Genomic DNA, 17733 nt, shown 5'->3' with positions numbered 1-17733 from the left:
GATAACCGCTTGAGATCCGCATGTCGTCCTTTTGATCTTTAACGTCAGCATCCCGACGGAACTCGCCAAATGAGCGGCGGATCATGCTGGCAAAATGTGGGATCCGCCGAGTGGCATTCCGGGCAACGAGGGTTTGCTAATCACTTGGTCTATCGATGAATGATTGCGTCAAAATGGACCGGATCAGCGGCGGACTCCCATCAGGAGCAAAATCACTTTCTCGGAATCGGACCGCAGCCGGTAACTGCTAAGGACTTCGAGCTCGGAACATTCCTGCGTGCTCGAGGTTGTCCCCCATGAGACACAAATAGGCCGTCCAGATATGGGAGAAGGCGATGACTGAAATCAACGACAAGATGACGACGGAAAGTCCTCCAGGCACCAGCCCTACACGCACACAACAGGCACTCGACCAGGCAGCCGGCGGCTCCGGCGACATTGCGCTTGAACGGACAGAGCAGGATGATACCGCTGGTTTCCGACCGCAGCACGGAACTGACGATGCACGGTGTGAAGATTCCGGCGAATCCGACCGCCAACGCAAGCGTACCGCCGAGGACGTCATGAGCAAGATTGCTAATGCCGGGACAACGTCGAGCGCGGAAAAGGCGGGGGAGGACCCGCTCGACGATGGCGATACATCTGATCAGGAATAACGGACGCGGCAATTCGCGCGGAGATCGCACGGAGGTTGGAAGAGGACGATCTATTGGATGCAGCCAACATCTTCGCAATCGTGAGCCATGGGCGCGTCATCATCGAAGGGACCGTCGAAAATCATGAAGCAAAGCAACGGGCGGAGGCAATCTCCCGTCAGGCAAACGGCATCACCGCACATGACGCCAATCTTGCCGTCCGCAGGTCGCAATAGGTGAGAAGGTCAATATGCGCACGCTGCTGATCGTCATCCTCTGCCTGATGATCGGATCGGTTCTGGCCATTCTTGTCATAAAGCCGTTCACCGCTGGCGACAGCCGGGACTCGACGGTTACCAAAGGGCCGATCGAGCAGCCTGAACCGAAGCCGTGATGGCCTCTATTTGCTGGGCTGTTGGCTATACTTTGAACCATTTTTCCCATTTTGCCTATCGTCAGGCTTGATGATGAGTGTGTTGCCGACATCCGGCGCGGGCTTTTCCATTTGACTGTCACCAATGGCTGGTGGCTTAAGAACGCCATCACAGTCCGACAGCTTCTTGCTGGGATTGCTGTCCGGTGCGGGACTTGCCTGACCATTTCCTGTCTGCTTGCCTTCCGATTGCTGAGTCGTGTCGGTGGCCTTGCAGCGATCATTGTTTGGTGTCTGTTGAGCATTTGCGAGGCTCGATGTAATGGCTGCCGCAATTGCTGTTGCCAGCAGCATGCAACGACATCTGGGAAGGGTCCCGCTGGTCAGATGCCGCGGCCAGTCAAATCTGCGTCGAAATGATCGTGTCGACACTGATTGTACCATCGATAACGCCGCGTTGGTGATATTCCTTGCCATTGTTCACCTCGATAACGGTGTAGAGTTTCTCGTTGCGAAAGACGCTTGCCATCTTGGTTGTCTTGTCTTCAGCGGGAGCGGCGTCGATGTCCATGAAGTCCAGCTCCCTCTCGGTCGCCACGATGCGAGCATCGCCAGCAGTGCGAGCCGCAACGAGGACTTCTCCATGCGATTTGGCACCAAGCCAATTGGGATCGTCGTCAGCCGCGATCGGAACCAGACGGTAGAGCTTCAGGCGCTCGTCCATTTTACATCTCCTTGAATATTGAAAGGGCCACAGATCGGATGGATAGGAAGCTCGGCTGCCGTTTCGTTGGCTATGGAGAGAAAGCGGAAAAATCTCCATATTCTTCAGCACCATCATGTCCACTTGGCACGATCCGCGACCTCATAGGGCTAACGTCCGCCCGTCTGCATTGTTCCGATTGGTCGGAAGGCGAATGGAGATATGATCAGGAGCATAGGGCACTTGCTGCAGACCGCGGCGGATCAATCGCTTGCTTTTGCCACCGCGAACGCATCACTATTATGTTCTTGCTGACTATTCGCGCCGTTCGCCGTCCTCAAGTATGCGCGCAAGGGTATCGACGTGTGTCTCACGCCTGTCCGGTAATACAAGAGCTGGCCGTGCGGGCATTGGCCTCTAGCCCCATGTCCGAGCATTGCCCGCCGACACAGGGTAGTGGTCGTGAGATAGGAGACTCTCCGGCTAATCAGGATCGAGCAGGCCCTTATATTCCCGAACGGTGTCAACAAGGTGATCCACGACAAGGCGTATACGGGGTGATCGTTTCAGGTCGGGATGATAAGCCAGCCATAAATCCCGAGACGCGGCCGACCCATCGATTGGTAGCCGCTCCAAGGTGGGCTCGGAGTCGCCCATAAACCTCGGCAGGGCACTCAAACCCATACCTGCGATGGTCGCAGTGCGTAAACTTGCCAGATCATTGGTGCGGAACACCAAGGGACGTCCCTTGGCTATCGATAGTAACCAGCGCTGCTGCGGGGTGTGATCAAGCTTTTCGTCATAACCGATGAAGGTCCATAATTCCTCGGCGACGTGATCGAGATAGTTTCGAGCGCCGTAGAGGCCGTAGGCGATCTTGCCGATCTGACGGGCGATGATGGAAGCGGGTTCGGGACGGTTCATGCGGATAGCAATATCAGCCTCCCGGCGCGACAGACTGACAGCTCGATATTCACCGGCAAGCTCGAGAATAATACCCGGGTGCGACGTGCGCAGCGGGGCGAGGCGCGGGACCAAAAACGAGCTGGCAAAGACCGGAGGCGCGGAAATCCGGACTGTCCCAATCATACCCTTTGGGCCGGACGCCGATTGCCGTTGCAAGCCGAAAATTTCATCCTCGATGCTGTAAGCCGCTTCAACGATGCGCTCACCCTCGACGGTCAGGGAATAACCCTTTGCGTCTCTTTCAAACAGGCGCACGCCAAGGGAAGCCTCCAGCGCGGCAATGCGGCGCGCCACCGTCGTGTGTTCGGCGCCGACCAGGCGCGCTGCACCAGACAAGGTGCCACACCGAACAAGCGCGACGAAGTAGCGTAAATCATCCCAATCCATCTGAACTATTATACACAGTTGCTGCGCATATTCTCGCATTTTCTGACAATCAATGCACATTTATTGTCAAGACCTATCCATCAAGGAGGTCTCGGAAATGCCGGCAGCGGTTAGATTGTACTCTCACGGAGGCCCAGAAGCCCTCCGCTACGAAGAAGTTGAAGGTTTGGAGCCTGGCGCAGGCGAAGTGCGCATCCGCCAGAGCTGGGCTGGCATAAACTTTGTCGATATTTATCACCGCACCGGACTGTATCCCTTGCCGTCGCTTCCCGCCTGCCTTGGCGTAGAGGCGGCCGGCGTTATCGATGCAATCGGCGCGGGCGTAACAAATCTCGCCATTGGGCAAAGGGTGGCCTGGGCTGGCGTGCCGGCCGGCGGCTATGCAAAGGCTCGCGTCATCAACGCAGACCGGCTTATCGTCCTGCCCGACGATATAGAGGAGCAGGCTGCAGCCGCCGTCATGTTGCGGGGAATAACCGCACACATGCTCCTGCATCGGGTCTGGCCCGTCCGTCGCGGAGACACACTCCTGATCCATGCCGCCGCCGGAGGGCTTGGTCAAATTCTCACTCGCTGGGCCAAGCGTTTGGGCGCCGAGGTGATCGGTGTCGTAGGAGGCGAGCGCAAAGCCGAACTGGCGCGCGCAGCGGGTGCGGATGTGGTTATTGATCGGCATCGGGCGGATTTCGTCGCCGAGGTTGGCGAGCTTACCGGCGGGCGCGGGGTGAATATTGCCTATGACGGTGTCGGCGGCGAGACTCTTCTTCGCACTTTAGATTGCGTGCGGCCGTTTGGCCTGATCGCCAGCATCGGTCAGGCAAGCGGCACACTGCCCGACATCCCGCTTGCTGACATCGGGCCGCGCCGAAGCCTGATACTCGCCCGGCCAAGCGTATTCGCCTACATGGCAGATCGGGAAAGCTATCGTACTGCGGCGGCAGAGGTGTTTGATCTGTTGCGATCCGGTCTTTCGGTAGAGGTCGATCGGACGTTCCCGCTCGAAGCGGCAGCGGAAGGACATCGCGCATTGGAGAGCGGTGAGACCGTAGGCTCACTGCTTCTTGATCTGCGCTAGGTCGCACATCCGGTGAAGGCGGCCGAGCTTCGGTGAACGACCAGATCGACGTGGCTCTGCGCCTGTATCGCTCGGATAGCAGCTCAGACTGCATGAGTTCGGGGACGCCGCCGACGATGGTCGGCGGCGTCATATCTCATATCCATAGGCAAAGATCAGCCGCGAGGTTGCGCCAGCGACAAAGCGACGGTCGATGCAGCCAGGATGGCGGTAAGGGTCAAGGGTGCGACCGCGCCGTAGTGGTCGACGATGTAGCCACCGAAAACCGCGCCGATACTGATGGCAACTTGAAAGGAAACGACCATCAGGCTGCCGGCTGCCTCCAGAGCGTCCGGTGCCCCGCGGGAAAGATTGGTCGGCAGGACCACCGGCGCCATGCCGAAGGCGAAGCCCCAAAGCGTGACCAGGCCGAACGCGAGGCCGGTTTGAGCGCCCCAGAGTACCAAGGCAAGGGCAGCAAATGCCATCAGCGCAGCAGTGACAACGAGCGCCAGGCGGATACTGGCATCGGCCATTCGGCCGCCGGCGATATTGCCGACCACGGAGGCGACACCAAATCCAAGCAGCGCCAGGGCGATTGATCCGGTTTCCAGGAGCGTCACTTTTTCAAGGAAGGGGCGCACATAAACCGAGCCGGCAAAATGGCCCGTCATCAGCAAAAGGATAGCAAGCATCCCCAGCTGAATGGCACGCCGCCCCGTCAGCCGGAAAACATCGGCGAGACTGTTGCTCGTGCTCGCAGGCAGGGTTGGCAGGCTGAGTAGCTGCAGCAGCATGGCGAGCGTGGCAAGGCCGGCGGTCATCGCCATTGCGGTGCGCCATCCCAGCCAATCACTGATCAAGGCGCCGAGCGAAGGCGCCGCTATGGTGGCGAGCGAGACGCCGAGGGTGACGATCGCCATACCCCGGCCTGTTGCGTTGGCACCGACCAGCCTTGCCACGACGGCAACGGACAGTGCCCAGAAGCCGCTAATCGCGATACCCAGCCCGGCTCGGCCCAACAGCAGCAACCAGAAATCCGTCGCTAATGCTGCCAGAATATTGGAAGCGATCGCCAAGGCACTGAGGCCGACCAGCACCGTTTTACGGTTCAGCCTGCCGATTAGAACATTGCTCAATAGGGCAGTCACCGCGCCGACGGAAGCGGTCGCGGTGACGACCTGTCCGGCTGTTCCCTCGGTAATCCTGAGATCGTGCGCCAATGGCGTCAGCAGTCCTGCTGGCAGGAATTCCGCCGATACCAGAGCAAAACTGGTGGCCGCCATCGAAAGAACGGCGAACCAGGTCGTTGCATTCCACGTGGATAATTCCGGGGTATCCGGGTCAATGGCTACCCCGTCCAACTGCGATATTGTGTCCGTCATATGTATCTCCTTGCGTTGGGATACGTGATAGACGAACTATTTCGGACGGTATGTGTCTTAAAATCCGAAATCCATGTCTATTCGTCCGGAACTTGTGCGGCGCACAACGCCCGGCGAGACACTGGTGATGCGCTTAAAGGCGCGAGCAAAAGACGCCTCGGATTCGTAGCCCAGACGAGACGCGACTTCGGCAACGGACAGGCCGTTTTGCCCCAGCAGATCGCGCGCAAGCTGCATCCGCAAACGGGCTAGATAGTGGGCGGCGCCTTCTCCTAGAATGGCGTTGAAACGCTCGGCGAAGATCGAACGCGATTGGCCCGCCACGCCGGCGAGGCTTTCAAGGGTCCAGTTGTGGCCTGGGTCTCGGTGCATGGCCGCTAGTGCGCGACCGACGTGGGGATCACGGATGGCGGAGAGCCAGCCGGTGGTCGAGCCCCCGTTGCAATTGACCCAACAGCGGATGAGCCGCGCTGCAAGCAAATCCGCCATACGCGACAAGACGGTCGCGCTCCCCATTTGGGGCTGCGTCGCCTCCGCGGACATAGCCTCCAGCAAAGGGCCGACGATCGGATCATTGCCGGCCACATCGCAGCCCCTGATGATTGGCGGCATCAAGGCGATCAAGGGATTAAGCGCATGCGCGCCCAAAGCCATGGAGCCACAGAAGAGGGTACTGGTCGCTCCCGTTCCCTCCCGCACCACGTCGCAGACATTGCTTCCGAGCCTTGTGATATGGCAACTCTTGAGACAGTCGCCCTCAACATCCGGCGCGCTGGCCATCCGATGTGCGATGCCTTGCGGCAGCAGAACCAGATCGCCGTTGTGCAATTCCTGCCATCCCTGGGCTTCAGTATGAATCCAACACGGACCCTGGCTGACAAAATGAAAGCGAAGTAGCTGTTGCTGCGGAAAGGCGATGCTCCATGGATGCCTGAGTTCGCAGCGTCCATAGTTCACGCCACTCAAGCGAAAGTCTTGCAGGACTTCGCTTAAGGCGTCCATCGGGATATTCGGCGGCGACAGCGGTCGAGACGTTTGGTCAAGCATTTGGCAAATTTAGGTCTCAAGCGTCCAGGATTCAAGCGGACTTGCAAGGTGGCACAACTGGATTTTCGCCACTGCAATTTGCGTTCTGGCTTAAGGTCTGAAAGCTGGAACGCTAGTTTAATGCCAATCAAGAGCACAGCGATTGCGGCGTTCCCGAGAATACTGATCAGCTCAATGAGAGATGCCTCTAGGGGAGACAACGGGTCAAGATATCGAAATTGTTGTTGTAGCTTTCGATCCAGGCCCATTACGCATTCGCGCGGCGCAACTCGGTCGGCGACTGGCCGTAGAGCCTGCGGAAGAGCCGAGCAAAGTGGGAGGCGCTATCAAAGCCGACTTCCAGAGCGATTTCGATCAGCGGCGCCTTGGTCTGGAGGACCAGCTGTCTTGCGCGTTCCATGCGAATGCGTTTGTAGACAATTCCGGGAGATGTTTTCATCTCCTCCGTGAACAAACGTTCGAGCTGTCGCCGCGATAGCCCGACGGATGCGGCGAGATTCTCGGTCGACACGACATCCTCCGTATGCCTCTCCATCGCTATCAGAACGGCCTTGAGGCGCGGGTCCTGGCATTGGATGGCGAGCGGCTTGCGCGGCTGTATGTCCAGCCCGGATCGCGCCCGCTCGATCTGCAGCACTTCCAGAGCGTTGCGTTCCGCGTCCCTGCTGATGTGCCGCCGGACCAGAAAGGCGGCCATGTCGGCCGCAGTGCTTCCGCCGGCACACGAGCCGCGGTTCCGGTCAAGGTTGAACAATCGATCAGAACGAACCGGATGGCCCGGGAATTGTTCCCGATATGCCTGATAGTGCAGCCAGCTGACACAGGTCTGGTGCGACTTCATAAGACCCAACCGCGCCAGAATAAACGTGCCGGTGCAGACCCCGATCAGCGGGACCTTTTGAGCGGCAGCTTTCTTCAGATAGTCCGCGGTTTGGCTGTCGATGGTGACATCGGAGTTCAAAAGGCCGCCAACGACGACGATGTAGTGGAACTGGTGCGGATCGAGAAAATCCGAGGTCGGCGCGACCTGCACACCACAGCTCGATGTGATGAGGTGCCGGGTGCTGCCCACCACCTGCCAGTCGGCCAGAACCCGGCCGGACTTGTCAGCCTCGTCGCTTGCCAGTCTCAACGTATCGACGAACAGCGCGAAGGCCGAAAGAGTAAATGATCGCGCAAGGATGAACCCGACTTTCAAGGGACCGCGTCTTGCTTCATCTTTGGCGGATTTCATCAAAATGCCTCACCCGGTCAAGCTCTTCTGTTTTGTCTGGAACCATAAGCCAAGGGATCACGGGCGTCGATGACGATTGTGTTGTGGCCGATAATCCATGCCCAGTCCGAATATGGGTTTGAAGCGGACGCGCCTCCGTTCTTCATTCAGTGGCGATCAGGGGCCGAGAGATTTCAATCCGCGCTCAGTGACGCGGCGTAAGCAATGTGCGTTAGATCCGGCTTTCCATGGGTGCAAACGGCATGGTGTCCTGAGGCAACGAAAAATGCGCCGGGATCGGATCAAAAGTCCGGCGCATTCTTGTTCGCATTGACTGCAGCCCTTGCCATCAGGAGGCTCGATTTCCTGTCATTCGACGTCGCGTTCTCGCATCTCGGCGACGTCGATGCCGTGCGTGTCGAACCACCATTCCGGGCTCATATCCGGGTGTCTGTCGCGAAGACGGCGATACCTGGAACGCAGTCGCATCTGACGCTCGACCTCCTGCGCGAAATATGGATGGTCCAGCGTTCCGCCGATGACGTGGACTCGACGGAGAAGCTTTCGCAGCACATAGCCTTGCTCCTTGCTTCCCGGCCGATAGCCGCTCGCAACGATCCTTGAGACCGTATCGCGTAGCGTGGCCAGAGCATCGTCCGGCAGCGTCCCGTTCACGATCATATCAAGACGTTCGGCGCCGAAGCCGACATCAATGCAGGTTCCGAGCGGATTGACGATGTTTCCGATCTCGATGCCGTCCTTGTAGAACTCGGTGCAGTAGCCACTGACATTGCCGTCGCTCCATGTGCATTCCTCATCCGGAACGATGCGAATGCGGTCGCGATAAAGCGGCGTCCAGTCCTCCAGACGATCCGGATGGATCGTGACATGGTCAGGTACTAGGCCGAGTGTTTCGAGAAACTCGAGCCAGAAATCAATGGCGTCGCCGACAGCCATTTCTCGAAACGAGAAGAGCCCAAGCATTGTGAAGTGGAGGAAATGCGTCCCATCCCCGATTTCTTCAAGATCACCCATTCTCAGGCAGGCCTGAGAATTCGCAACGGTTCCAATGTAGGATGGATCGGAGAAGAAGGGCTTGTACCGCTGCATCCCGGCGCTGCAGAAGAGCGTGGTGTTATCGTGCGGCTGTACGGATTCAATGCGTGTGAAGTCGATGCCTTTGGAAAGGCAAAACTGTTGATATTGCTGGATCAGGCGTCCCGCGATGACATAGGCAACCTCCTTTGCTGTTCGTGTGCCTTCACAACATATAGTCTTGTCGGACGGGAACGGCAATCGCCGCCAAGTTCGACCTGAACACGCCTAAAGCCGTTTCTTCCTCAGTCTTGATGATTGATTTGGACAGTTTTGAAGGCGACATGATCATTGTGGTTGGTCAGCTATCGCCCATTCGTTGCAGCCAGGCACGCATCGTCATCACGACGCTTTCTTTCAATTCGCCGACCCAGCTTCGAACAATCTCAACGCGATCCATGATCCATCTAAGCCACGCATAGGTCAGCAGTTTCTCGCGGCCTGCGTGGAAGAGGCGCTCAACCAGGAGAAAGCTCATGAGGTATGCCAATGCGATTATGATAAGCCCGGAGATCACATGGCCTCTGGCAATGATGATCAATGCGTAAATCTTTAGCGGCTCGGCAATCGCGAGCGGCACGACGAAGAGAACGAGTATAATACCTCGCGGCAGCGAGCCGACAAACTCGCCGAAATGCTTGACGATAGAAAGCGAGGCGAACCAGTTCACCAGCGGCCGATAAACGGGTCGGGCGATCTCGCTGATGATAACAAGCACGGCGATGACGAGCCGCAGGGGCAGCAGGAGGAATTGCCAAAGGGACTGGCGTTGACGTTTGACGACCATCTCTGAAACCCTCAAATCACCGTTGGTTGGTTGGACGTTGCGGACTTCCACTTAAGGAAGAAGTATACGGCTTCTCACTTCACGCACTGAGACCTCTCGGCCCTCACTGTCTTCAAGGACCTTGCAAGCCCAAGCTAACGAAGTTGCAGTCAATGCGATATTTGTGACGTTATTCCGGTTTGTGGGCATCGAGAAGCGCGAGAATATCACCAAAAGCCGCCAACAAAGCCATGCATTTGGCCGCAACCACAAGATTCCACGCGCTGCCATCGATAATGTTTAGGGCGCTTGCGTTTCATCGGGACACTAGCGAGAAAATCGCTTGGCCGATCAAATGTCCTCTTGTGGTGTGGCAGGATAGGTTACGGTTCCATCAGGCTCCGCCACGGCGCCAGGCGTCATTCGGGCAGGCTCAATTCGGTCTGGACCTATGATGTGGAACACCGTCTCGCCGCGGGCGATGAGATAATCGGCTACGATACGCCGATGGCATCGCCACCAGACGGCCTCCGAACACATGATCGCTGACCGCTGCTTATGTCCCTCCTCAAGCAAATGCCGAAGGCCTTCCTGAAACGGAGCAGTCAGCGCATAATCGGCGTAGTTGTGGAAGCTTTCGTTCGTCCATAGACCGTTCATTGCCGTTGGGAATGTCTTGGCGCTGCCGCGAAGGCCGCCGAGAGCCGCGACGTGCTCGTAGGAACTCTGAACATCCGCCAGAGCAGTCGATAATGTGTCCTTGTTAAACTGCGGATTGGCCCGGGACATCGGGATTTTCCGGATATCGATGACGCGCTCCACTTCCGCCTCACGCAAAAGGCCAAGGAAAGCTGGGAGGCTCCGGTTGGAATGGCCGATGGTGAAAAATGGCAATGGCATCGGGTGCATCATGCATAGTCGAGGGCGCTGCCTTTGTGGGCGGCGATATGGTCGGTCTTGTCGCCCTTGATCTCATATTGCGGCTGATCATAGCTGGCGCGATGCCTATGGCCCTTATAGTCGAAGTCGCTGGTGTGGATGGCGATAATCGTCCCCGACACCCGGCCGGCTTCGGAATTCCAGCTGACATGATCGCCGATCGCAAATCGTCTCGTCATTTGCTTAGCCTCCGATTCCAACGGACACAAATCCATGATGCAATGTTCTAGCGGGTGCGAATGGGATACATCGTTGTTTTATACCACCAACGCGTGGGGCGTTTCCACCCAAGCAATTCGAGGCGTAACCCAATTGCGGCTCATGAACCGGCCGTATCCCGTCAACCGCTGAGAGGGTGGATAGGCTCCCCCGCCGGTATCGGCAAGGAATGAGTCGACAATCCATATTTGACTAATGCCCATTCGCCGCGGCTCCCGATGTTGCCACGGCACGGCAATTCTATAATAGCTTCGGGCTGATGGGAGCAGGAGGCGCCTCATCAACGCGAAACATCGCAATTCGTTTGATGATGAACACCAAGGGAAGAGACGAGTATAATGACGAGTTTTTTGGAAAAGTGGTCCGCGAGGAAGTCTGACAAGCCGAAGGCTGGTATGCGCAGTGCCGTTGACGCCTTCCGCGTCAGAGTGGCCGAGCAGAAGGCCTATCTGGCCGAGTTTGAGAGCGACGGCGCCGGCTTCAACAAATGGCGGTCAACCTGGTTTCAGCGCGCCCCCGGCGGCTTTGGCGTGACCATCGGCCGGGATTCGATCGATGCCGGGCAGGGACTAAGCTATGTCGTCGTCGAAACCACGGCACAAGTTGCAGAGTTCCTCGACGACCTTGCACAGCATGCCGACAACGATGTTTCGTTTCAGAAGGCGCTCGAGCAAAACCGTTTGCGCCGTGCCGCACTTCTGAATAGCGCCAAGGCAAAGGTGAAAGCGCCTGCGGCGAAGGCTGCAACGCGGAAACCGGCGACCGTCAAGGCGACGGAAACAAGCCAAGTGTCGGGCGAGGCGAGTGTCGAAAAGCCGAAGCGTGGGCGCAAGCCAAAGGCATAAAGCATCGGGCGCTGAGAGGCCCGCGGGTGCAGGCCTCTCTCCGAACGCTCTTTGAACTTCCCCGCCTGTGAAGGGATAGGCTGCGGACCTCAAAAGCCCGAATTGCCGCCATCGAAACTGCGCATGTCTGGCCGAATATGTCGTCAAGCCGATCTCGTTCACGTTCACCCGTAACGATATCCCGTCAGGATGCCTTCTCGTCCGCCGAGAGCATGTAGGCCACCAGCGCATTCGCGTGGCCGTGGCCCATGCCGTGCTCGCTCTTTAGCATATTGACCAGTTCCATATGCCTAGCTGGATAGTGTAGCCGTACCAGATCCTGCCATTCGGCGATTGGACGGCCGTATGTCTTCTCTATCGAAGGGAAATAGGAAGCAGGTCCTTTGATTTTCTCGTTTGCCATAGCGTCTTCTCTCCTTTGAAGCTGAAAAGGTCACAGCTGTCTTGTTTGCCCTTGATGACTTCTTGACGTGCAAGCGGCCATCGATCCTACACCGGTATCAAAAGAATGCCGTTCCCCTTAGCCTATCTGGTTGTGCTCTCCATCATCGCCAGAAGCTGGTTTCGATCTCCCGTAGTTTCACGGTCAGATCTTTGTGTCTCTGCATCAATGCAAACCACTTGCTCCAGAGTGCGAGAGCAGTATATGCCGGCCTGTCGCCTTCACCCTAGGTGTGAGAGGCTGCTATCCGACCGTTCGGATTGATCCCGGCGCCAATGACACCACGACATGGTTGCGCCCCTTGGCCTTTGCTCCGTAGAGCGCTTCGTCAGCCGCCTTAAGTGCTTCCTCGAAGGCTTCAATGGTCCGCACGGAAACCTCGGCTATTCCGAAAGATGAGCCGACGGCCACTTCTATCCCATCAATCGGATAGGGTTTTGCCAGCAGCGAGGCAAGCTGGCGGCAGCGCCATTCGGCGCCACCCGGCGCGATAGATGGCATCAGGACCGCGAATTCGTCGCCACCCAGCCGGAACACAACATCATCGTCCCGGCACCAAGTTCTGAGGCGCCCGGCGACCTGTTTGAGCAGCTCATCGCCAGCCGCGTGCCCGTACCTGTCGTTGACGCCCTTGAAACCGTCAAGGTCTAGGCAACCGACCGTTATGTTGCCGATTGCCGAAAGTCTGAGAAACTCGGGAGTGATCAACGATCGGTTTGGCAGCCCCGTTAAAAAGTCATGCGTGGCGGCATGACGCATCTTATTCTGTGATTCCACCAGTGACGTCATCGCCTGCCTCGACAGTCGTATCGCGAAAATGCTGCCGGCGATCAGGACGAAGGTTACCGTAGCCGCAAGCGGGATTGATTGATGGAGAAGGTCTCGGGCCGGCGTCGGTGGGAGCCAGGAGAGGACTTCCGACTGCCCGCCGGGCCCGCCGGCAATCTCTACCCAGGCGCGGCCGGGCTCAACTGAGGCGAGGGGTCCGACGGCTGCGCTGTCGAGAAGAAACCGGTCGCCCAGGAATTCCTGTAGGCTGCCGGCGATGGGTATTGCCGAGACAAGCACCGGAGCGTGGCTCCCCACGAGTGTTGCCGTCTTGAAGTCGGGCTGGAAAAGGCTTGCGGTCAGGAGCACTGCGTCACTGCCGATCACCTCGATCTTGCTGAAGGCAACGGGAGCCGGAATACCAGTTGGCTTTCGCGCGACCTCCCTTTTTCGGACGCGCTCGACCAGCGCACCTGCGTCGCTCAAGATTGCCTGTGGGTCACGTTTGAAGAAGGGGCGTTCGCGGACCCCATCTGCCGTCTTCGAGTAGATCAGGCGGTCGTCCCGATCGAGGATCGCGACGAAGCGGGTTCTCGACGTGCCGATGAGCGAGCTGCCAATATTCCGGTCGGTCCACTCCTGATCGAAAGCATTGTCGATCTTTGTGATGGACTCGTCCCAGATCGTCCAGGCGGTCAGTGCGAACTCGACGTCGGTAATCCAGATCGCAATGTTCCGCTCGACCAGGGCTTCCTGCCTTTCGCGGCTTTCTGCGTCCAGGCGGGCCATGCCGTAGTAAGGAATGGCAGCGAGCCCCACGATAAGGATCGCAATCAGGATCATAGCTGGTCCCAGCAGCTTGAACTGATTGATGTTCGTCGTCATGAGGGCGCCCCTGTCTCCTTTTTGGGCGAAGCGTAGAGAGGACCGATTTCGAGGTCGTTATCGCTGCGAAAATTTCGCCGGACGGAGTTAACGATTACCTGCTTGGCGTGCTGTGCTCACCACGCTGCTTCCGACATGAAACGCGCGTTCCTAATCCCGGCGATTGGCGCCGACCCTCGAAGGCAAAGATGCCCCACTGCCTTAACCTTAGTGGCTGCGGCCGGGGTAACTGGCACAAGCCGGTCGGCAGAGAGGCTTCATGAACGATCCGGAGGTGATTGGCTGGCGATAGAAGACGCTGGCGCGGATGGAGGCTGCGGAGTAGCATCCAACCATAGTTAGGTGGTCAGGAACGATGATGACCGAATTCAGCATCCGCTTTGCAGCTCATCTTCGTCCGACAGAGCTATCGAACCTAAAAGGCATCCTTCTTTCCAAAGGGGTCGACGGGAGCGAGACAGATGCCGCCTTCATCCTTGTCGTATCAAGATCTGGTCGTGTGTCCAGAGTAGCAATCACCCTCAACAGTTGGGTTGCCAGCGGCTGGATCGAAGAATGGACTTCCACGCCACCACTCGTTCAGACGGCATCTGCGATCTGAAACTGGTTACTCTGCCGCACGCGAGGAGCACGGCTGCCTAAGGAATATCTCCGCTGCATCTGAGGTGACGTGAGACTGATCAGCCGCTCCCGATGAACGAAGATGCGCCGTGCACGCGATCACGAACTGGCGCTCCTCGTGCCCCAGCCGCTCTTGCTCAGATCACGCCCTTGGTGAGCAGCGTCGCCAGGTAGAGAGACGCGTTATCCTGTTCGATAGCGCTGATTTGGTCGCGAGATCGGCTCGGTATCAATCTGCCGTCGGCAACGCTTAGCCTCCGATCAATCCTCGGGAGGGCATGGGACACGCGTGAGGATTTTTACATCATTCTTTGGGGTTTAATCTACGAGACGCCAATTATATTAGCAACTATATTAGTACTTTCATTACGCTCTTATGGTCCAATCGCCAATATGAGCGCGTCGGCTTTTGCAGGAGAGACGCGGGAAAGGGTCTGTGAGAGGGGCGGCCTTTGGACAGGACGACAGTAGTTGGAAACCGAGGTTGGGTGGTAGCCCGCCGTCCGCGAGCTCGGAGCGGGGCATGACCGGTGCTTCAAGGACGAGCTTGCGTCTAGTAACACTTGCATGGCCGTTCGTTCTCATCGTTATTCTGCAGACCGTGCTTGCCACCTTCAGCCTGCAGGTTACCTCCTCCTTGCGTGCCTTCGTGACAGGTGAGAGCCTGTGGTCGAAGGGGCAGCACGATGCGCTTTACTACCTCAGCCGCTATGTCGCATCCGGCGATCCCTCGTTCGTTGCGCGCTATCACGAGGCGATCGCTATTCCGATGGGCGACCGAGCAGCGCGTCGTGCGCTGGAGGCCCAGCCGCCCTCCGTCGATGCCGCCTTTAGAGGTTTCCTTGCCGGTGGAAACCACCCCGACGATATCCCGAGCCTCATCTGGCTGTTCCGCTATTTTCGTTGGCTCCCGATCATGGATGCCTGTATCCGCGACTGGCGCACGGCCGAGAATGTGCTGATGCAGTTGCAGCCGATCAGTGAGGCAATAGATACGTCCCGGCAAACGAGTGACGCGGAGCGGCGTGACCTTACGCGGCAGCTGGACGAGATCAACGCGCTCGTCACGCCGCTGACGAAGCAATTCTCCGACCGGTTGGGGGAGGGGACGCGTCAGGTGCAAACCGTACTCCTCATCGGTAATACGGCAATGGCGCTGCTATTCATTCTGCTGACCGTCTGGCGGCTGAACACATTCCTCGTGCATCGCCGCTATATTGAGGAGCAACTCTCCCACAACGCCAATCACGACGCTCTTACGGGACTGCCGAACCGCCGGCTCTTCGAGGAGCGGCTCGCAACCGCGCTCGCACAGCCTGATACCTGCCATGCGCTGATGTTCATCGATCTCGATCAGTTCAAAGCGGTGAACGACAATGGTGGCCATGCGGCGGGTGATGCGCTGCTGCGCCGCGTCTCGCAGGATCTTGGCAGGGCGATCCGTGGTACGGATCTGCTCGCCCGCCTTGGTGGCGATGAGTTCGGTATTGTGCTTCCGAACTGCGCTCTGGAGGACGCATTGCGCATCGGCATGCGGCTGCGCGAGACCACCGAAGCGATCGACTTCGTCTGGAATGGTCATCGCTATTCGATCAGCGCCAGCATCGGCGTGGTGCATCTTGCCGAGAGCAGCTTCACACTCCAGGAGGCACTGCGCGCGGCCGACATCGCTTGCTACATGGCAAAGGAAAAAGGTCGCAACCGCGTCCATATCTTCGAGACAACGGACGCGGCACAGACGCAGTTTACCGCCAATCTCAATTGGGTGCAGCGTCTCCACCGCGCGCTGGAGGAGGATAGTTTCCGATTGTTTTCCCAGGAGATCGCGCCGATAGACAGCAACGGAGCGGCGGTGGAACATTGCGAGATCCTGCTGCGCCTTGAGGAGAACGGCAAGATCCTTGCGCCGGCCTCCTTCATTGCCGCAGCTGAGCGTTTCGGTCTGATGCCTGCTCTCGATCGCTGGGTCGTGCGTCATGCGCTCGACATTATCGGCCGGCGCAAAGGCATGGCTTCGGGTACCTATTCGATAAATCTGAGCGGCCTGACCCTGAAGGACGATACGTTCTTGCCGTTTCTGCGTGATGTGTTGAGCCGCAGCCATGTACCAGGCAGTGCATTGTGTTTCGAGATCACCGAGACCAGCGCCATCGAAAACCTCGATGAAGCGATAGCCTTCATGAATGCAATGCGCGCCATGGGATGCCGTTTTGCGTTGGATGACTTCGGCGTCGGTATGTCGTCACTAACCTATCTGAAACGCCTGCCGGTGGACTACGTGAAGATTGACGGAAGCTTTGTCCGCGACATGCTGACTGACAGGGCAGATCGGATGACCGTCGAAATGATCAATCAGATCTCGCATCTCGCTGGTCGCCAAACGATTGCCGAATTTGTCGAGAACGCCGAAATTCTTGCGGCGCTACGCACGATCGGCGTAGATCATGCGCAGGGCTACTTCCTCGGTCGCCCGCAGCCCTTCCTTCCTGATGGGCTCGATACGATTCCACTCAGCCATGCGGACGTCGCCTGACTGGCATGGGCCTGCTACGTTCAGAGTGTGCGTCTTGGCAAGCCAACTGCCGTCGCTCGCAGCGATGAACTGCCTTAGGAGCACCGCGATGTCATCTCCTGACTGGGACAATGACGAACATCTCTTTGCCTCTCTCACTGGTGGACAAGCCGTTTTAGATTGGTTCGGCTTCTGTCCCCGATTCCATGATGCCGCCCTGGAGCGCCTGGAAATTGCAAATGGCAGTGTCCTCCTGGCCATTCGCGCATTCAGGATGGCCGACAAACTTGATCGGCAACGCCGCTTCATTTGCGACCGTCACGCCCGGGTCACGCTACTGATGAACGCAGTATCCGGCATAAAGCTGAATGGAAGCGCAGCCTCAATCATTTTTGATCTTAGAATCCGTCGTCTTGCCGCCGACGAGGCCGCATCAAATTGGGAGACCTGTGACGCGCCTGTCAAAGGCGATATCGTGGTTACATTTGACACGTCGGTTGGGCTTCATGGCTTGATATACACGAAGGATCTGGCGTTTGGGCTCCAGCCAATGCCCGTGTAGAATCGCACGGAGATAACCTGCGTCTTCTATTGCTCGAGACCATCTTTCCAACACCGTCTTCTTCGATCCCCAGGAACAAGGCAGTATCGTTTGCGGAAGGAGCCGACGACGCTCGGCATTTGATTTGGGCGCGACCGTCGAACTGCAAATGAGGCACAGCCGTTTCCACTTAAACTAGGCGGCGTGGACAAATTTGCGTTTAACGTCGACCATGGTGTGAGGCGCTGGGGATCAAAGTATGGCCGTTGATTGGGATCAGATCGGAACGCTGAGCAACACTGTCGGCGGCTACGACATTCGAACCGATCCGCTATGG

The 17733-nt window shown here is 57.8% G+C and carries 20 protein-coding genes; 8 read left to right on the top strand and 12 right to left on the bottom strand.

Annotation, left to right across the window (positions count from 1 at the left end):
* The first annotated feature begins 335 nt into the window (after positions 1-335).
* The 3 genes from GGD46_RS28860 to GGD46_RS28850 are packed head-to-tail and all read left to right on the top strand — an operon-like array spanning position 336 to position 1029.
* On the top strand, positions 336-656 hold the full coding sequence (locus GGD46_RS28860; RefSeq protein ID WP_184710214.1) for a hypothetical protein: 321 nt from the start codon (positions 336-338) through the stop codon (positions 654-656).
* 53 nt (positions 657-709) lie between these two features.
* Entirely contained in the window at positions 710-871 is a 162-nt protein-coding gene (locus GGD46_RS28855; protein WP_246806498.1) for a BON domain-containing protein, read from the top strand.
* Between the two features lie 14 nt (positions 872-885).
* Complete coding sequence (locus tag GGD46_RS28850) at positions 886-1029, top strand: hypothetical protein (protein WP_184710210.1); 144 nt, start codon at positions 886-888, stop codon at positions 1027-1029.
* 6 nt (positions 1030-1035) lie between these two features.
* On the opposite strand, the gene GGD46_RS28845 is transcribed toward GGD46_RS28850, so the two are convergent.
* From GGD46_RS28845 to GGD46_RS28835, 3 genes are all read right to left on the bottom strand, one after another.
* Positions 1036-1362 carry a hypothetical protein gene (locus tag GGD46_RS28845; RefSeq protein WP_184710208.1) on the bottom strand — a complete coding sequence of 109 codons (327 nt, stop codon included), beginning with the start codon at positions 1360-1362 and terminating at the stop codon, positions 1036-1038.
* 46 nt (positions 1363-1408) lie between these two features.
* Positions 1409-1732, bottom strand: a complete 324-nt coding sequence (locus tag GGD46_RS28840) for a hypothetical protein (RefSeq protein WP_184710206.1) — start codon at positions 1730-1732, stop codon at positions 1409-1411.
* Positions 1733-2194: 462 nt separating this feature from the next.
* Complete coding sequence (locus GGD46_RS28835) at positions 2195-3064, bottom strand: LysR family transcriptional regulator (RefSeq protein ID WP_210325751.1); 870 nt, start codon at positions 3062-3064, stop codon at positions 2195-2197.
* 166 nt (positions 3065-3230) lie between these two features.
* On the opposite strand from GGD46_RS28835, the gene GGD46_RS28830 reads away from it, so the two are divergent.
* On the top strand, positions 3231-4139 hold the full coding sequence (locus tag GGD46_RS28830; RefSeq protein WP_246806497.1) for a quinone oxidoreductase family protein: 909 nt from the start codon (positions 3231-3233) through the stop codon (positions 4137-4139).
* A gap of 155 nt (positions 4140-4294) precedes the next feature.
* On the opposite strand, the gene GGD46_RS28825 is transcribed toward GGD46_RS28830, so the two are convergent.
* The 7 genes from GGD46_RS28825 to GGD46_RS28795 all read right to left on the bottom strand — a co-directional run bounded on the left by GGD46_RS28825 (position 4295) and on the right by GGD46_RS28795 (position 10742).
* A complete protein-coding gene (locus GGD46_RS28825) occupies positions 4295-5503 on the bottom strand; it encodes an MFS transporter (protein ID WP_184710201.1) in 1209 nt (402 codons plus the stop codon).
* A gap of 57 nt (positions 5504-5560) precedes the next feature.
* A complete protein-coding gene (locus tag GGD46_RS28820) occupies positions 5561-6550 on the bottom strand; it encodes an AraC family transcriptional regulator (RefSeq protein WP_184710199.1) in 990 nt (329 codons plus the stop codon).
* A gap of 247 nt (positions 6551-6797) precedes the next feature.
* On the bottom strand, positions 6798-7784 hold the full coding sequence (locus tag GGD46_RS28815; RefSeq protein ID WP_184710197.1) for a GlxA family transcriptional regulator: 987 nt from the start codon (positions 7782-7784) through the stop codon (positions 6798-6800).
* 348 nt (positions 7785-8132) lie between these two features.
* On the bottom strand, positions 8133-9059 hold the full coding sequence (locus tag GGD46_RS28810) for an alanine--tRNA ligase-related protein (protein WP_184710195.1): 927 nt from the start codon (positions 9057-9059) through the stop codon (positions 8133-8135).
* Positions 9060-9159: 100 nt separating this feature from the next.
* The gene (locus GGD46_RS28805; protein ID WP_184710193.1) at positions 9160-9645 is read right to left on the bottom strand and encodes a hypothetical protein; all 486 of its coding nucleotides are present in this window, start codon (positions 9643-9645) and stop codon (positions 9160-9162) included.
* 330 nt (positions 9646-9975) lie between these two features.
* Positions 9976-10524 (bottom strand): DUF488 family protein, encoded by a 549-nt coding sequence (locus GGD46_RS28800; protein ID WP_184710191.1) that lies wholly within the window; start codon positions 10522-10524, stop codon positions 9976-9978.
* An 8-nt stretch (positions 10525-10532) separates the two neighbouring features.
* Positions 10533-10742, bottom strand: coding sequence for a DUF2945 domain-containing protein (locus tag GGD46_RS28795; protein ID WP_184710189.1), 210 nt, complete (start codon positions 10740-10742; stop codon positions 10533-10535).
* 378 nt (positions 10743-11120) lie between these two features.
* Between GGD46_RS28795 and GGD46_RS28790 the strand changes: the two genes are divergently transcribed.
* Positions 11121-11627 carry a hypothetical protein gene (locus GGD46_RS28790; protein ID WP_184710186.1) on the top strand — a complete coding sequence of 169 codons (507 nt, stop codon included), beginning with the start codon at positions 11121-11123 and terminating at the stop codon, positions 11625-11627.
* 184 nt (positions 11628-11811) lie between these two features.
* Here GGD46_RS28790 and GGD46_RS28785 read toward each other — a convergent pair whose 3' ends face one another.
* Positions 11812-12030 (bottom strand): DUF4287 domain-containing protein, encoded by a 219-nt coding sequence (locus tag GGD46_RS28785; protein WP_184710184.1) that lies wholly within the window; start codon positions 12028-12030, stop codon positions 11812-11814.
* Positions 12031-12312: 282 nt separating this feature from the next.
* Positions 12313-13722: a diguanylate cyclase domain-containing protein gene (locus GGD46_RS28780; RefSeq protein ID WP_184710182.1), complete on the bottom strand. Its 1410-nt coding sequence runs from the start codon at positions 13720-13722 to the stop codon at positions 12313-12315.
* Positions 13723-14080: 358 nt separating this feature from the next.
* On the opposite strand from GGD46_RS28780, the gene GGD46_RS28775 reads away from it, so the two are divergent.
* From GGD46_RS28775 to GGD46_RS28765, 3 genes are all read left to right on the top strand, one after another.
* Positions 14081-14323, top strand: coding sequence for a hypothetical protein (locus GGD46_RS28775; protein WP_184710174.1), 243 nt, complete (start codon positions 14081-14083; stop codon positions 14321-14323).
* Positions 14324-14866: 543 nt separating this feature from the next.
* A complete protein-coding gene (locus tag GGD46_RS28770) occupies positions 14867-16876 on the top strand; it encodes a putative bifunctional diguanylate cyclase/phosphodiesterase (RefSeq protein WP_184710172.1) in 2010 nt (669 codons plus the stop codon).
* A gap of 88 nt (positions 16877-16964) precedes the next feature.
* A complete protein-coding gene (locus GGD46_RS28765; protein ID WP_184710170.1) occupies positions 16965-17417 on the top strand; it encodes a hypothetical protein in 453 nt (150 codons plus the stop codon).
* Positions 17418-17733 lie beyond the last annotated feature (316 nt).

The sequence above is a fragment of the Martinezella lusitana genome, from assembly GCF_014207095.1.
GTDB lineage: Bacteria > Pseudomonadota > Alphaproteobacteria > Rhizobiales > Rhizobiaceae > Rhizobium > Rhizobium lusitanum_B.
This window is presented reverse-complemented; position numbering and strand designations above follow the sequence as displayed.

Bases quoted from the DNA above. Each gene is read 5' to 3' on its own strand.
- GGD46_RS28840 (WP_184710206.1), bottom strand. From the start codon at position 1,732: ATGGACGAGCGCCTGAAGCTCTACCGTCTGGTTCCGATCGCGGCTGAC.
- GGD46_RS28790 (WP_184710186.1), top strand. From the start codon at position 11,121: ATGACGAGTTTTTTGGAAAAGTGGTCCGCGAGGAAGTCTGACAAGCCG.
- GGD46_RS28845 (WP_184710208.1), bottom strand. From the start codon at position 1,362: ATGCTGCTGGCAACAGCAATTGCGGCAGCCATTACATCGAGCCTCGCA.
- GGD46_RS28785 (WP_184710184.1), bottom strand. From the start codon at position 12,030: ATGGCAAACGAGAAAATCAAAGGACCTGCTTCCTATTTCCCTTCGATA.
- GGD46_RS28860 (WP_184710214.1), top strand. From the start codon at position 336: ATGACTGAAATCAACGACAAGATGACGACGGAAAGTCCTCCAGGCACC.
- GGD46_RS28765 (WP_184710170.1), top strand. From the start codon at position 16,965: ATGTCATCTCCTGACTGGGACAATGACGAACATCTCTTTGCCTCTCTC.
- GGD46_RS28770 (WP_184710172.1), top strand. From the start codon at position 14,867: ATGACCGGTGCTTCAAGGACGAGCTTGCGTCTAGTAACACTTGCATGG.
- GGD46_RS28805 (WP_184710193.1), bottom strand. From the start codon at position 9,645: ATGGTCGTCAAACGTCAACGCCAGTCCCTTTGGCAATTCCTCCTGCTG.
- GGD46_RS28850 (WP_184710210.1), top strand. From the start codon at position 886: ATGCGCACGCTGCTGATCGTCATCCTCTGCCTGATGATCGGATCGGTT.
- GGD46_RS28795 (WP_184710189.1), bottom strand. From the start codon at position 10,742: ATGACGAGACGATTTGCGATCGGCGATCATGTCAGCTGGAATTCCGAA.
- GGD46_RS28835 (WP_210325751.1), bottom strand. From the start codon at position 3,064: ATGGATTGGGATGATTTACGCTACTTCGTCGCGCTTGTTCGGTGTGGC.
- GGD46_RS28775 (WP_184710174.1), top strand. From the start codon at position 14,081: ATGACCGAATTCAGCATCCGCTTTGCAGCTCATCTTCGTCCGACAGAG.
- GGD46_RS28800 (WP_184710191.1), bottom strand. From the start codon at position 10,524: ATGCCATTGCCATTTTTCACCATCGGCCATTCCAACCGGAGCCTCCCA.
- GGD46_RS28815 (WP_184710197.1), bottom strand. From the start codon at position 7,784: ATGAAATCCGCCAAAGATGAAGCAAGACGCGGTCCCTTGAAAGTCGGG.
- GGD46_RS28780 (WP_184710182.1), bottom strand. From the start codon at position 13,722: ATGACGACGAACATCAATCAGTTCAAGCTGCTGGGACCAGCTATGATC.
- GGD46_RS28825 (WP_184710201.1), bottom strand. From the start codon at position 5,503: ATGACGGACACAATATCGCAGTTGGACGGGGTAGCCATTGACCCGGAT.
- GGD46_RS28820 (WP_184710199.1), bottom strand. From the start codon at position 6,550: ATGCTTGACCAAACGTCTCGACCGCTGTCGCCGCCGAATATCCCGATG.